The sequence below is a fragment of the Komagataeibacter medellinensis NBRC 3288 genome (assembly GCF_000182745.2).
In the GTDB taxonomy this organism is placed as follows: Bacteria; Pseudomonadota; Alphaproteobacteria; order Acetobacterales; family Acetobacteraceae; genus Komagataeibacter; species Komagataeibacter medellinensis.
Genome location: NC_016027.1, coordinates 1,028,378 through 1,042,249, shown reverse-complemented (window position 1 = coordinate 1,042,249; position 13,872 = coordinate 1,028,378). Strand labels below are relative to the sequence as shown.

Below are 13,872 nucleotides of genomic sequence, written 5' to 3'. Positions count from 1 at the left end.
AAACTTCAGGAAACAGTACTGTTTCGGTCCAATTAGAAATGCCGGGCCGGATGTACGGGAGCGCGTAATGCTGAAACTGTCGAAACTGACCGATTATGCCGTCGTGGCTCTGGTCCGGCTGGGACAGAAGGAAGAGGTCACGACCTCGCCTGTCCTGTCGCGTTCGACGGGGATTCCCGAACCGACCGTGGCCAAGGTGCTCAAGATCCTTGCAACCCACGCAATCGTGACATCCCAGCGTGGCGCGCGTGGTGGCTACAGGCTGGCCCGCCCGCTGGAGGAAATATCGATTGCCGCCGTGATCGAGGCGATAGACGGCCCGATCTCGCTCACCGCCTGCGTGGATGGGGGGGATTGTGATGCACGCTCCACCTGCGGGCTGGGCGGAGAGTGGGACATGGTCAATGCCGCCATACGCAATGCCCTGTCAGCCATTACCCTGGCTGACATGAAGAACCATACCGTCAGTGACCGGTTGGGCGGTCTGCGCGCGCAGACCATGCTCGGTGGCCCAGTGGCCACGGCCTGAAGCAGGGGAGGAAAGACAGATGCCGGCAGTAGCCGAAACCCGCAAGACAGTCGAAACCCTGGGTCAGAACACCTATAAATGGGGGTTCGAGACCGATATCGAGATGGATATCGCCCCCAAGGGCTTGAACGAAGAGACGATTCGCCTGATCTCGGCACGCAAGAACGAGCCGGAATGGATGCTGGAATGGCGGCTCAAGGCGTACCGTTCATGGCTGGAAATGCGTGAGCCCACATGGGCCAAGGTCAGCCATCCTCCCATCGATTACCAGGATGTGCATTACTACGCGGCACCACGGAAGAAGCCCGGCCCCAAGTCGCTGGACGAGGTCGATCCCGAACTGCTGCGCACATACGAGAAGCTGGGCATCCCGCTGCATGAACAGGCAATGCTGGCTGGCGTTGAAGTGCCCGAGGGCCAGGAAGCCCGGCCCCCGGTGGCGGTTGATGCGGTGTTTGATAGCGTTTCCGTCGCCACCACCTTCCGCAAGACATTGCAGGAAGCGGGCGTGATCTTCTGCCCCATTTCCGAAGCGGTGCAGGAACACCCCGAACTGGTGCGCAAATACCTGGGCAGCGTTGTGCCGGTGACTGATAATTTCTACGCAGCCCTCAACGCCGCCGTATTTACCGATGGCTCCTTCGTGTTCGTGCCCAAGGGCGTGCGTTGCCCGATGGAACTGTCCACTTATTTCCGCATCAATGCACGCAACACGGGGCAGTTCGAACGCACGCTGATCGTGGTGGAGGATGGCGCATCCGTCTCCTACCTTGAAGGCTGCACGGCCCCCATGCGCGATGAAAACCAGCTTCATGCCGCCGTGGTCGAACTGGTGGCGATGGAAGATGCCTCGATCAAGTATTCCACCGTGCAGAACTGGTATCCCGGTGATGAGAACGGCAGGGGCGGCATCTACAACTTCGTGACCAAGCGTGGCGCGTGCCGTGGCGCGCGGTCCAAGATTTCATGGACGCAGGTGGAAACCGGGTCGGCCATTACGTGGAAATACCCATCGTGCATCCTGCAGGGCGAGGGATCGGTGGGCGAGTTCTACTCCGTTGCCGTGACCAACAACCACCAGCAGGCCGATACCGGCACCAAGATGATCCATATCGGGCGTAACACGCGCTCGACCATCATTGCCAAGACCATCAGCGCCGGCCAGTCCGACAGCACGTATCGCGGGCTGGTGCGGATGATGCCCAAGGCATCGGGCGGGCGTAACTTCACGCAGTGCGACAGCCTGCTGATCGGTGACCGGTGCGGGGCGCATACCGTGCCCTATATAGAAAGCCGCAACATGTCCGCGCGTGTGGAACATGAGGCGACCACCTCCAAGATATCGGAAGACCAACTCTTCTACTGCCGCCAGCGTGGCCTGTCCGAAGAGGACGCGGTGGGACTGATCGTAAACGGGTTCTGCAAGGATGTTCTCAAGGAACTGCCCATGGAATTCGCGGTGGAAGCGCAGAAGCTTCTGCAGATCAGCCTAGAAGGCAGCGTGGGCTAACAGGGGTTCAAAGACGTGAGCAAGCAATTCGTAAGCATCAATGGCCTGTGCGCCCGGATATTGGATGAGGGGACGCCCAAGGAAATTCTGCGTGGCGTTGACCTGGAAATCCCGGCGGGTGAAGTCCACGCCATCATGGGGCCGAACGGTTCGGGCAAATCCACCCTGTCCTATGTGCTGGCCGGACGTGAGGATTATGAAGTAACTGGTGGGTCCGCCACCTTCAAGGGGCAGGACCTGCTGGCGTTGGAACCCGAAGAACGCGCGGCCCTGGGCCTGTTTCTTGCGTTCCAGACACCGGTTGAACTGCCGGGCGTGAACAACGCCAACTTCCTGCGCACCGCCGTCAACGCCGTGCGCCGCGCGCGTGGGGTGGATGAGCTTGATGCCGTGGCCTTCCTGAAAGCCGTGCGCAAGGAAACCAAGCACCTGTCCATGTCGGATGAGATGCTCAAGCGCAACGTGAATGTCGGCTTTTCGGGTGGCGAGAAGAAGCGCAACGAAGTGCTGCAGATGCGCATGCTCCAGCCGTCCTTCGCCATTCTGGACGAAACGGATAGCGGGCTGGATATCGATGCCCTGCGCATTGTGGCCGAAGGGGTGAACTCCCTGCGTTCGCCCGATTTCTCGGCGCTTGTCATCACCCATCACCAACGTCTGCTGGATTATATCGTACCCGACCGCATCCATGTGATGGCGAAGGGGCGTATCATCCACAGCGGTGGCCCCGAACTGGCCAAGCAGCTTGAGGCGCAGGGTTACGCCCAGTTTCTGTCGGAGGCGGCGTGAACGCCATCGCACCGGTCGGGGTCAACGCCTCCGCCTTTCTCGACCGGGGTGATGTAGGTAGCAGTCCGGCACGGGGCAGGGCCGCTGATTTCCTGCGCCATGCCGGCCTGCCACGGACAGGTGTGGAAGCCTGGAAATATACCAGCCTGCGCACGCTTGCCGGCATTGCCTTTACCGCCGCGCCGCAGGCGGTCGACGCGAATGTGGTCGATACCCTGCTGGCGGAGGTCGAGACCATATCCGGCCTTGGTGCCGGGGCGTCACGTGCGGTGTTCGTAAACGGGTATTTCGATGCCGCGCGCTCGCGCCTGCCTACGGGTGTCAGGGTCTCCGCCTTTGCCGCTGAAGGGCGCATTGACGATGACATCGACCCCACCGGCGATGTCACGACCGCGCTTAATACGGTGCTTGCCCATGACGGGCTGGTGCTTGTTGTGCCCGAAGGGGTAGATGCCGGCTGCCTGCTGCTGGCCAGTATCGCTGTGGCAGGTGATGCACCCGTTTCCATCCATCCGCGCCACACGATTGTCGTGGAAAAGGGGGGCAGGCTGGCCCTGCTTGATGCATCCGTGGGGCAGGGGGACTACCTGCATAACCCGCTTTATGACATCACGGTGGGCGAGGATGGTCATCTGTCCCATGCGCGCGTTCAGGCGGAAGGGGACCAGGCGATCCACCTTGCAGTCAGTCATGCCCGAATTGCAGCGACAGGGCTGTATGACAGCTTTACGCTCACGCTGGGCGGCAGCCTGTCACGCCATGAAGTTCATGCCCGGCTGACGGCGCCCAGGGCGTGCGTGCATGTGAACGGGGCGCAGTTGCTCGGTGGGCGGCAGCATGGTGACCTGACCAGCGTGATTACCCATGCCGCACCCGAGTGCACATCGCGCCAGACGGTGAAGAATGTACTTTCGGACCACGCGCGCGGGGTGTTTCAGGGCAAGATCCATGTGGAGCGGATCGCTCAGAAAACGGACGGCTACCAGATGAATCAGGCGCTGCTGCTGTCTGATTCAGCCGAGATCGATGCCAAGCCGGAACTTGAAATCTACGCTGATGACGTGAAGTGCAGCCACGGCGCCACCGTTGGCGCGCTGGATGATGATCAGCTGTTCTACCTGCGCAGCCGTGGCATTTCGGGCGTGGTGGCCCGTTCCATCCTGATCCGCGCCTTTCTGCATGATGTGGTGGACCAGATTACAGACCAGCGCCTGAAGGACAGCCTCAACCTGACGGTCGAGTCCTGGTGGAAGCGGGGGCACGCATGATGGGCCAGACAGTAATCCGGCCCGGTAGGGTAGCGGACAGCCTGCGCCATGTGCGTGACGACTTTCCCATCCTGTCGGAAAAGGTGCATGGCAAGGATCTCGTGTTCCTTGATAGCGCCGCTTCCGCCCAGAAGCCCCGGCAGGTGATCGACAGCATGGCCGAGACCATGCGCACCCAGTATGCCAACATCCATCGTGGCCTGTACTGGATGAGTGAACGTACGACGGAAGCCTATGAGCGCGTGCGCGATCAGGTGGCGGCATTTCTGGGTGCGGGGGCGCGGGAGGAAATCGTTTTCACCCGTAACAGCACCGAGGCCATCAACCTTGTTGCCCATTCCTACGGCTCCCTGCTTAAACCGGGGCAGGCAGTCGTGGTGTCGGAAATGGAGCATCATGCCAACCTCGTGCCATGGCAGATGCTGCGCGACCGCACCGGTATCGAACTGCGCGTGACACCCATCACCGATGATGGCGCGCTGGATATGGAAGCACTGGCGCGCACCCTGTCCGATGGCAGGGTGGGACTGGTGGCCATTACCCATATGTCCAACGTTCTGGGCACCATTACCGATGCCAGGGCCATTGCCGACATGGCGCATGCGGCTGGGGCCAAGGTGCTGTTTGATGGCAGCCAGCTTGCCGTGCACCGCCGGGTGGACGTGCGCGCACTTGATGCCGATTTCTATGTCGTGACCGGGCATAAGCTGTACGGGCCGACCGGCATTGGCGTGCTATGGGCGCGGCGCGAGATACTGGAAGCCATGCCGCCTTTCCTTGGCGGGGGAGACATGATCTCTACCGTATCGTTCGAGCGCTCCACCTGGGCGCATGTGCCGCATAAATTCGAGGCAGGCACCCCGGCCATCATCGAGACCATCGGACTGGGTGCTGCGCTCGCCTATATCGAATCCATAGGGTTCGATGCAATCGGAGCGCATGAGGATGCCCTGACCGCCCACGCCCTGAAAGCGCTGGGCAGTGTGCCCGGCCTGAAGGTGATCGGCACAGCCCCGCAGCGTGGCGGCGTCATTTCGTTCACCATGGCCGATGTCCACCCGCATGATATTGCGACCCTGCTGGATCGCAATGGCATTGCGGTGCGCGCGGGCCACCACTGTGCCGAGCCACTGATGCGCCGGATGGGGGTTACCGCTACCGCGCGGGCCAGTTTTGGCATCTACACCACGCCGGAGGAAATCGACATCCTCGCCACCACGCTGGAACAGATACGCGGCTTTTTTGTCTGATGGTGTGATGGCACAGGATGATCTGTACCGCTCCGTGGTGCTGGAGCGGGCGAAAAGCCCCCGCCATGCGGGTGATTTGCCAGATGCGGCCCTGCATGGTCAGGGCAGTAACCCGTTATGCGGGGACCGGGTAAAATTACATGCCATGGTTGATGCGCAGGGACGAATCGCTACATTGCGGCATGAGACACGTGGGTGCGCGATCTGTACTGCTTCCGCGGACCTTATGGCCGAGCGGGTCATGGGGCTTGGGTGCATGCAGGTCAGTCGGTTGCAGGCGGACCTGACAGCAGCGGTCGAAACGGGAGTGGCCCCGGCGGGGCTGGGTGAACTATCGGTTTTTGCGCCACTTCACCAGCATCGGTCGCGTATTCGCTGCGCGATGCTGCCGTGGTCGGCACTGACCGAGATGCTTAATGATGAAAAAGACAGGTGAAAGTCTCATGGATGAGAAAAATCAGGTAGCGCCTGCCAGCGGCATGGCGAAGGGGGCCGGGCATTTCTCCCTTGAGGCTGAAGGCGACCCGGTTGGGAAGTCTCCGCCCGTATCTGCCTGGACCCCTGATGGCGAGACACAGGCAGAGGAGGTGGAAACGCCTACCACCTCCGATGAAGAAATGATCATCGCGGCCATCGCCACTGTGTATGACCCGGAAATTCCCGTCAATATCTACGAACTCGGCCTGATTTACGCCATTGATCTGCATGATGATGGCACGGTCAAGGTTGAGATGACCCTGACAGCCCCCAATTGCCCCAGTGCGCAGGAACTGCCTGCGCAGGTGAAGGAAGCGGTGGAAAAGCTCGATACGGTCACCTCCGCCACGGTCGAGATCGTGTGGGAACCACCATGGGACATGTCGCGCATGAGCGAGGACGCCCGCCTTTCCCTGAACATGTTCTGAACCCGATAGGGGAACGTACCATGACTGCACACAACACGCCTGCCACCACCACAGCCGCACCGCGCCGCGCGTTGCCGCCGCTCCTGACCATGACCGACCGGGCGGCGCAGCGGCTGGAAAAGCTGTACCAGACCAACCACGCGGGCCATCTGCTGCGCATTGCCATCTCCACCAAAGGCTGCTCGGGCCATGCCTATGACATGAGCTTTGTCGAGCAGGCCGGTCCGACAGATGAAGTCGTGGTGGATAAGGGGGTTACCCTGCTGGTCGATCGCAAGGCCACACTGTTCCTAATCGGCTCGGTGATGGATTATGAGGTCAAGCAGCTTGAATCGGGCTTTACCTTCAGCAACCCTAACGAGAAGGGACGCTGTGGCTGCGGAGAGAGCTTCCACGTCTGACAGAAAAATAGAGGAAGTTTTTTTTGGAAGGTTTTTTCAAAATTCTTCCACGACTGCCGCCTTTTTTAAAAAAGATGACACCCCCAAATTCCTATCAATAAGTTATGGTGACTCAGCCTTTAACGACGGGGCCGGGTAGTAGGAAGTGTTAGCACGCACACAGCTTCAACTTCGGCTGACCATAAAAACTGGTCGATGACCGTCAGGTTGTCCAGCCGGTATCCGGCCTGCGCTAGCGGTGTCAGGTCGCGCTGGAGCGCTACGGGGTTACAGCTTACATAAATGACGCAACGCGGCTTGCCTGTAATAATCTGCGCCATCTGTGCACCGGCCCCAGCATGGGGCGGGTCCAGCACCACGGCAGCGCTCTTTGCCAGTTCATTGGCCATGACCGGTTGACGGTTCAGGTCACGCAGGGCGGGCAGCACACGGGTGCCGCCGCTGGCCTGCTTCAGGCATGCAAGCGCCGCCCGATCCCCTTCATAGGCATGGACCTTCGCATGTGTTGCCAGCGCGAAGGATAGCGTGCCGCAACCTGCATACAGTTCAATAATCCCGGCCTTTAGCCCCTTGCGCGGCAGACCGGCCACGACGGCATTCCTGATGGCCTCTTCCCCTTCCCGCGCGGGCTGGAGGAAAGCGCCGGGGGGCGGTACGATCCGCACACCGTCAAAATGATGGAAAACCGGCCCGGCCTGGGCCAGCGTTTCGGGTGGCCTCGCATGCAGTGATATCCGTGCAATGCCGTGTGTCTTGCTGAATTCGGCCAGGATACGCCGGTCGTTGGTATCCGGTGTGCCGTCCATGGCAATCAGCAGGTCCGGCCCGCTATCGAGCAGGTTGATCTGTATGTCCCCTCCCGCATGCACGGCAGGCAGGGAGTGCAGCATGGCGCGTAGGGGCGCAAGCAGGGCCAGCAGGGCGGGGTCCAGCAGTGTGCATTCCGTCATGTCCACCACTGCGCCCCGGCGGCGATGCAGGCCCAGCACGATTTCTTTTCCCGCCCGGCGGAAGGCCAGATCGACCCGGCGCCTGCCATGGGGGCTGACCTGTCGGGTCACGGGGGTGGGAACGGTGTCAAACCCGGCATGGCGCAGTGTTTCGACCACCCGCCCGGCTTTCCATTCCAGTATGGCGGGGCGTGCCATGTGTTGCAGGCGACATCCACCACAGGTGCCGAACAGGGAGCATGGCGGCGTGACGCGGGTGGAGCCGGGGGAGACAACCCGTTCCAGCGTGCCGTGTGTATCCGTCTGGCTGGCCAGCAGGATCTCGTCACCTGGCACGGTGCCGGGTACGAACACCCTTCCTGCCGTGGTCTGGGCCAGACCATCCCCATCATTGCCGAGCGCCACCACGGGGATGGGGTCGACTGCTGCATTTTCCATGACTGTAATTGCCTGAAAGACCAAGAGAGGCGTTTGAAAACAACTCATTGGTAAAAAATAAAAGCCTTCAGATGCCACCTTTTCCAAAAAGGTGACATGACCGTCAGGCTTTCTGGAAAAAAGCCACCCAAAAATGTCCGCATGACTGCACGACGTGTTCCGGGCTGGCTTTCCTGGCGGCTTTCAGGATTTATTCGTCTGCCGCGATAACGGGCTTCTCTCGCCGGGGCAGGCGCATGAAGGCAGGAATTTCGTCCCCGAATCCGGTAATCGCATGGTCGGGGGCCGCGGGCAGCAGGCCAGAATCGCGCTCACGCCGTGTGGGCGCGCCAGTGCCCGGAGCCGATGTTGCTGCCGCCTGCCTGCGGGGCTTGCGGGGCGGTTCCTCTGCTATCGGGGCAGGAGTGGGGGCAGCAGGTGCCGCTTCCACATTACCCTTGCGCGATTTGCGGCGGCCATTCGCGGCACGCGGCTCATTCGACCATTCCAGATTATCCACGCCTTTGACCTCGATTCTCGGGATGGGCTTACCCGTCAGTTTCTCGATCGCCTGGGCCAGCGCTTCCTCATCGGGGGTAGCAAGGCTGTAGGCATGGCCGGTGCGGCCTGCACGGCCAGTCCGGCCAATCCGGTGGACATAGTCCTCGGCATGGAACGGCAGGTCGAAATTGAACACATGCGACAGGCCGCCAATATCGATTCCACGGGCTGCGATGTCCGAACAGACCAGGATTTTCAGTTCCCCGCTCTTGAAAGCCTCAAGGGTGGAGAAGCGGACCGACTGCGCCAGGTCACCATGCAGCGCACCTACGGAAAAACCATGCTTGAGCAGGGATTTGCACAGCACATCCACATCGCGCTTGCGGTTACAGAACACGATGGCATTCTGCATGTCCGACTCGCGCAGGAGCTTGCGCAGGGCACGGCGCTTGTCCTTGCCATCGACAATAGCCAGGCCGGTCTCGATGGTGGAGGCAACGGAGGAGGGACGGCTGACCGTGATCTCCTTGGGGTTGCGCAGGAACGCATCGGCCAGGCGGCGGATCTCGGGTGCCATGGTGGCAGAGAAGAACAGCGTCTGGCGCAATGGCGAGAGCATGCTCACAATCTTCTCGATATCGGGGATGAATCCCATGTCGAGCATGCGGTCGGCTTCGTCGATTACCAACAGTTTGGTCTGGGTCAGTAGCAGGCCGCCGCGTTCAAACAGGTCGATCAGGCGGCCCGGGGTTGCGATCAGCACGTCCACGCCCCGGTTGAGCACCTCTTTCTGTTCGGCCATGCTCTCGCCACCGATCAGCAGCGCGTGGGTCAGTTTGAGGTGCTTGCCATAATTGACGAAGTTCTCGGCCACCTGCAATGCCAGTTCGCGCGTCGGCTCAAGGATCAGCGAACGCGGCATGCGCGCACGGGCACGCGAACCCTGCAGGATTTCAAGCATCGGCAGGGTGAAGGAGGCGGTCTTGCCGGTGCCCGTCTGGGCAACCCCCAACACGTCACGCCCCATCAGAACGTAAGGAATGGCCTGTGCCTGAATGGGGGTGGGATGACGGTATCCCATCTCATCAATGGCACGCTGGATGGGTTCGGACAGGCCGAGTTCAGAAAACAGGGGCTGGGGCTGTTCAGGTTCCGCCGCCGGGGCCGGCGCGTCAGGGGGCAGTACCCCGTCCGTGCTGGGGGCGGTAGGAGTTGCCACCGCCTTTTTTGCGGGACGGGCCGGGGCGGAGGAAGTTTTTTTGGCGCTCAAATTACTCTCGAACGTATCAGCAGATGAATATGGCCCCGTCCGATTGCTACCGTGTCGCGCTGTATCAGGCTGCCGTCCCTGATGTACCTGCAGCAATGCAGGGAAGGGGAGTGTGACACGCGGGGACAGGCCCCTCAAGCGCCACATTCCCTGTGCCTATCCATCTTTGCAATGGAAATCAAGGGGGCGTGAGGCATCACGCCCGCAATTTCAGAATGGATGCGCCAGGCAGGCGGTCACGATGGTCAATACGCCCAGTCCGCTGTTGAGCAGCACCAGCGAGCGGATCGAGTCGAACACGCCCTGCTTGGGGCGTAGCGCGCGGCGGGCCGCCTGATAGGGGCCGAAATAGATGCGCGCGAATACACCAGCCATGATCAGGCCGAAAAGCTGCATGAGGTTGATCGGCCAGGGCACGACGGCAAACCCGCCATCGTGGTATATCAGTAGCCACCCGGTCACCAGCACCATGGGCATGGTATGCCATACAATGCGAAAGAAGCGGTTCAGCGTCTGAAGATGGACCGAAGCGCGCTGGGTCGGGTCCAGCAGCCCCAGGCTGGGCTTGAGCACGAAGGCTGCATAGATCATGCCGCCTACCCAGGCTGCCATGGCGGTAATGTGAAGGGCGAGCACAAGGCTCCAGACTATGGATGAGGACATGAAGCCTCCTTGCGGGGATGAGTGATAAGGAAAAGGGTCATAGTGTTACAGGCAAGATACGGGGTGCTTGTTTCCCCATTCTTGTATCACGTGCAAGGGCACCCACGCAGCCAAAGTTGCCACAAGGGGGGCGGATATGCCTGACAATCAACACCATTGCGCCACTGCGCGCCATCTGCTTTTGCCCACGCCTGCCGAGATGGCACGGATAGACCGGGCCGCCAGTGCGCATGTGCCGGTGACCACATTGATGGAAAATGCAGGCCGTGCCGTGGCCCGCGCCATACGCCAGCATACTGGTGCGTGTCGGGTGCTGGTGCTGTGTGGTCCGGGCAACAATGGCGGGGATGGCTATGTTGCCGCGCGCAGGTTGGCCGAGCAGGGCTGGCCGGTTGCCATTGCCATGCTGGCATCGCCCCATCCCGGCGGGGATGCGGCCGCTGCCGCGGCACTGTGGCATGGCCCTGTGGTACCCTTTGCGCCCGCCAGCGCCGCGCGCTTCGACCTTGTGGTCGATGCCGTGTTCGGTGCGGGACTGAGTCGGGATGTGGGGGCGGACGTGGCCGACGTGCTTGCGGCAGCCCCCCGACTGGTCGCCATCGACATGCCAACCGGTGTGGACGGGGCGACGGGTGAGGTCCGGGGGCATGCGACAGGTGCGGAACTGACGGTCACGTTCTGTCGCCTCAAGCCCGGCCACCTGCTGCTGCCCGGACGTACGCTGTGTGGCCGGGTGATGCTGGCGGATATTGGCATACCGGAGGCGGCGGTGGAGTCCGTGCCGATTCGGGCCTGGCGCAACGAGCCCGGCCTGTGGCGTACGCCAGCATGCGGGGTAAGCAGCTATAAATACAGTCGTGGGGTCGTGAGCATCTGCGGCGGGGCGGAAATGCCCGGTGCCGCCCGCCTTTCCGCAGCGGGTGCACGGGCCGCCGGGGCCGGGCTTGTACGGCTGGCGGTGGGGGAGAGTGCCGGGATCTACCGCATGACCGCGCCGGCCGGGCTGATTGTGGATTCCGACCCGCTGGCCACGTTGCTGGCGGATTCGCGCCGCCATGTATGGGTGTGTGGTCCCGGCCTGTCGGTGGCGGAGGTCGCGGCCACCTTTCCCGCACTGGTCGGGGCGGGGCGGGATGTGATTGCCGATGCCGGGGCTTTCAGCATGGCGGCCGGTGCGCCGGAGCGGCTGGCGGGCGCTGCCATCATTACGCCCCATATAGGCGAATTTTCGCGCGTGTTCGGCAGGCCGGGGCCGGACCGGGTGGCCGCGGCCCGCGCGGCCGCCACACGTACCGGGGCGGTGACCGTGCTGAAGGGACCGGATACCATCATCGCCAGCCCCGATGGCCGTGTTGCCATAAACGACCATGCCACCCCCATGCTGGGCACGGCGGGCTCGGGCGATACGCTGACGGGTATAATCGCCGCCCTGCTGGCCGCTGGCATGCCACGGTGGGAGGCAGCTTGCGCAGGCGTATGGCTGCATGGTGACGCGGCGCTGCATGCCGGGGCGTGGCCGGTCGCCGAGGACTTTGACCGCCACGTGGGCGCGGCCCGTGTGCGGGCAGAGACCATGGCGCAAAAAGTTACGGGCTAAAGCCGCCTTTCCGGTCTGGGGGCTTGCCGCATGGCAAATGGTGCGCTAAAGCCGCGCGCTTACAGCCTGGGCACTGTGCGGGCGTGGTGGAATTGGCAGACACGCCAGATTTAGGTTCTGGTGACGCAAGTCGTGGGGGTTCAAGTCCCTCCGCCCGTACCAAGATCCCGGCAAGTCGCGTAATGCGAACAGACGTGGTGGCCCAAGCGGCCTCTTGCGTTCTTTGATACGTTCTGACCGAGAGGATGGCCTGGCAGATGCAGGTTACTGAAACGCTTTCCGATGGCCTGAAGCGCGGGTTCACCGTTACGGTGCCTGCCACAGAAATCGAGAGCAAGCGCACTGCGCGCCTGAAAGAAGTTGGACAGTCCATGAAGCTGCCGGGCTTCCGCCCCGGCAAGGTGCCGATGAGCATCCTGCAGCAGCGTTTTGGCGAATCTGTCCAGGGCGAAGTCCTGGAGCAGGTGGTGAGCGATGCAACCCGCGACCTGCTCAGCGAGCGTGGCCTGCGTCCTGCCATGCAGCCCCAGGTGGACCTGGTATCGGGCAGCGAGCCAGGCAGTAAGGAAGATCTGGTCTTCAAGGTTGAGTTCGAGCTCCTGCCCGAAATCACCATTCCCGACCTGTCCACCCTGTCGCTCGTGCGCCTCAAGTCCGAGGTGAATGCCGAGACGGTGGATAAGGCTCTGCAGGAAATCGCAGGCCGCCAGCGTGAGTTCGAGAAGATTGAGGAAGACCGCCCCGCCGCCAATGGCGACGTAGCCGTGGTGGACTTCGTGGGCAAGATCGATGGTACCGCGTTCGAAGGCGGTTCTGCCGATGACGTGAGCGTCGAACTGGGTGGCGCGGGCTTCATCCCCGGTTTTGCCGAGCAGATCGAGGGCATGAAGGTCGGTGACGAAAAGATGATCACCGTGACCTTCCCCGCCGATTACGGCGCGGAGCACCTGGCAGGCAAGGAAGCCAACTTCGACATCAAGCTCAAGGAGCTCAAGAGCCCGGTTGAGGCCAAGATTGATGACGAACTGGCCAAGAAGCTCGGCTTTGACGGGCTGGAGCAGGTGCGTGAGCTGATCAGCAAGCAGGTTGGCCAGGAATACGAACAGCTTTCCCGCCTGCGCCTGAAGCGCGAACTGCTGGACAAGCTGGCGGAAAAGACCGACTTTGAGGCCCCTCCGGGCATGGTCGATGCCGAGTTCAGTCAGATATGGAACCGCATTGAGGAAGACCGTAAGGCCGGTCGCCTGGATGACGAGGACAAGGACAAGGACGAGGACACCCTGCGCGCCGACTATCGCAAGATTGCCGAGCGCCGCGTGAAGCTGGGCCTGCTGCTGGCCGAGATCGGACGGGTGAACAACATCACCGTAACGCAGGATGAGATCGTGCACGCCGTGCGCGCCGAAGCCTCGCGCTATCCCGGTCAGGAACAGGCCGTGTTCGAGTACTTCTCCAAGAACCCGCAGGCGGTTGACGGCCTGCGCGGCCCGATCTTCGAAAACAAGGTCATCGACTACATCGTCGAGCTGGCCAAGGTCGAGGACAAGGACGTGACGCCGGAAGAGCTGGCCGAAATGCCGGAAGCTGACGTCTGATCCGCTTTTCGGACATAGGTAGCGCATGCGGCGCGCGGGAGGCTCCCCTTCCGTGCGCCGTATGTGTTTGCGGGCAGGCGTGCAGGCATGGTTTGTCACCCCGTTCATGGCAAAATGACAGGGGTGGGGTGGTATCTGGCGAGTTTGTCTCTATTTTGTCATAAGTAACCGGGAAGGGCCCGGCTGCGTTGTGGCTGTCCGTGCCTCCTGCACCGGGCTGGCCGGGC

13 protein-coding genes and 1 tRNA gene are annotated in these 13,872 nt (G+C 61.9%); 11 read left to right on the top strand and 3 right to left on the bottom strand.

Translation table 11 applies throughout. The features are described 5' to 3' along the window. The first annotated feature begins 67 nt into the window (after nt 1–67). Genes GLX_RS04705 through GLX_RS04670 form a run of 8 tightly spaced genes read left to right on the top strand, consistent with a single transcriptional unit; the run spans nt 68 to nt 6,652 of the window. The gene (locus GLX_RS04705) at nt 68–529 is read left to right on the top strand and encodes an SUF system Fe-S cluster assembly regulator (protein WP_014104870.1); all 462 of its coding nucleotides are present in this window, start codon (nt 68–70) and stop codon (nt 527–529) included. A gap of 19 nt (nt 530–548) precedes the next feature. Next, a complete protein-coding gene (gene sufB / locus GLX_RS04700) occupies nt 549–2,039 on the top strand; it encodes a Fe-S cluster assembly protein SufB (RefSeq protein ID WP_014104869.1) in 1,491 nt (496 codons plus the stop codon). Between the two features lie 15 nt (nt 2,040–2,054). Continuing rightward, nucleotides 2,055–2,828, top strand: coding sequence for a Fe-S cluster assembly ATPase SufC (sufC, locus tag GLX_RS04695; protein ID WP_014104868.1), 774 nt, complete (start codon nt 2,055–2,057; stop codon nt 2,826–2,828). Continuing rightward, on the top strand, nt 2,825–4,096 hold the full coding sequence (gene sufD, locus GLX_RS04690) for a Fe-S cluster assembly protein SufD (protein ID WP_014104867.1): 1,272 nt from the start codon (nt 2,825–2,827) through the stop codon (nt 4,094–4,096). Before sufC ends, sufD begins: the two co-directional genes overlap by 4 nt. Then, nucleotides 4,093–5,346 carry an aminotransferase class V-fold PLP-dependent enzyme gene (locus GLX_RS04685; RefSeq protein ID WP_014104866.1) on the top strand — a complete coding sequence of 418 codons (1,254 nt, stop codon included), beginning with the start codon at nt 4,093–4,095 and terminating at the stop codon, nt 5,344–5,346. The genes sufD and GLX_RS04685 overlap by 4 nt, the downstream gene beginning before the upstream one ends. 7 nt (nt 5,347–5,353) lie before the next feature. Then, the gene (sufU, locus tag GLX_RS04680; RefSeq protein WP_014104865.1) at nt 5,354–5,782 is read left to right on the top strand and encodes a Fe-S cluster assembly sulfur transfer protein SufU; all 429 of its coding nucleotides are present in this window, start codon (nt 5,354–5,356) and stop codon (nt 5,780–5,782) included. 7 nt (nt 5,783–5,789) lie between these two features. Further along, a complete protein-coding gene (locus GLX_RS04675; RefSeq protein WP_014104864.1) occupies nt 5,790–6,251 on the top strand; it encodes an SUF system Fe-S cluster assembly protein in 462 nt (153 codons plus the stop codon). 20 nt (nt 6,252–6,271) lie between these two features. Continuing rightward, nucleotides 6,272–6,652, top strand: coding sequence for a HesB/IscA family protein (locus GLX_RS04670; protein ID WP_014104863.1), 381 nt, complete (start codon nt 6,272–6,274; stop codon nt 6,650–6,652). 119 nt (nt 6,653–6,771) lie between these two features. Here the strand turns inward: GLX_RS04670 and GLX_RS04665 are convergent, their stop codons facing one another. From GLX_RS04665 to GLX_RS04655, 3 genes are all read right to left on the bottom strand, one after another. Beyond that, nucleotides 6,772–8,040, bottom strand: coding sequence for a class I SAM-dependent RNA methyltransferase (locus GLX_RS04665; protein WP_041247184.1), 1,269 nt, complete (start codon nt 8,038–8,040; stop codon nt 6,772–6,774). Nucleotides 8,041–8,230: 190 nt separating this feature from the next. Beyond that, entirely contained in the window at nt 8,231–9,790 is a 1,560-nt protein-coding gene (locus GLX_RS04660) for a DEAD/DEAH box helicase (protein WP_041247183.1), read from the bottom strand. 210 nt (nt 9,791–10,000) lie between these two features. Further along, nucleotides 10,001–10,453, bottom strand: coding sequence for a CopD family protein (locus GLX_RS04655; protein ID WP_014104860.1), 453 nt, complete (start codon nt 10,451–10,453; stop codon nt 10,001–10,003). 136 nt (nt 10,454–10,589) lie between these two features. Here GLX_RS04655 and GLX_RS04650 point away from each other — a divergent pair, with 136 nt between their 5' ends. The 3 genes from GLX_RS04650 (at nt 10,590) to tig (ending at nt 13,645) form a co-directional block, all read left to right on the top strand. Next, nucleotides 10,590–12,050: a bifunctional ADP-dependent NAD(P)H-hydrate dehydratase/NAD(P)H-hydrate epimerase gene (locus GLX_RS04650; RefSeq protein WP_014104859.1), complete on the top strand. Its 1,461-nt coding sequence runs from the start codon at nt 10,590–10,592 to the stop codon at nt 12,048–12,050. Between the two features lie 77 nt (nt 12,051–12,127). Beyond that, nucleotides 12,128–12,212, top strand: a tRNA-Leu gene (locus GLX_RS04645). A gap of 95 nt (nt 12,213–12,307) precedes the next feature. Next, nucleotides 12,308–13,645, top strand: a complete 1,338-nt coding sequence (gene tig / locus GLX_RS04640) for a trigger factor (protein ID WP_014104858.1) — start codon at nt 12,308–12,310, stop codon at nt 13,643–13,645. Nucleotides 13,646–13,872 lie beyond the last annotated feature (227 nt).

Bases quoted from the DNA above. Each gene is read 5' to 3' on its own strand.
- sufB (WP_014104869.1), top strand. From the start codon at position 549: ATGCCGGCAGTAGCCGAAACCCGCAAGACAGTCGAAACCCTGGGTCAG.
- GLX_RS04670 (WP_014104863.1), top strand. From the start codon at position 6,272: ATGACTGCACACAACACGCCTGCCACCACCACAGCCGCACCGCGCCGC.
- GLX_RS04685 (WP_014104866.1), top strand. From the start codon at position 4,093: ATGATGGGCCAGACAGTAATCCGGCCCGGTAGGGTAGCGGACAGCCTG.
- GLX_RS04665 (WP_041247184.1), bottom strand. From the start codon at position 8,040: ATGGAAAATGCAGCAGTCGACCCCATCCCCGTGGTGGCGCTCGGCAAT.
- GLX_RS04650 (WP_014104859.1), top strand. From the start codon at position 10,590: ATGCCTGACAATCAACACCATTGCGCCACTGCGCGCCATCTGCTTTTG.
- GLX_RS04655 (WP_014104860.1), bottom strand. From the start codon at position 10,453: ATGTCCTCATCCATAGTCTGGAGCCTTGTGCTCGCCCTTCACATTACC.
- GLX_RS04675 (WP_014104864.1), top strand. From the start codon at position 5,790: ATGGATGAGAAAAATCAGGTAGCGCCTGCCAGCGGCATGGCGAAGGGG.
- sufU (WP_014104865.1), top strand. From the start codon at position 5,354: ATGGCACAGGATGATCTGTACCGCTCCGTGGTGCTGGAGCGGGCGAAA.
- tig (WP_014104858.1), top strand. From the start codon at position 12,308: ATGCAGGTTACTGAAACGCTTTCCGATGGCCTGAAGCGCGGGTTCACC.
- GLX_RS04705 (WP_014104870.1), top strand. From the start codon at position 68: ATGCTGAAACTGTCGAAACTGACCGATTATGCCGTCGTGGCTCTGGTC.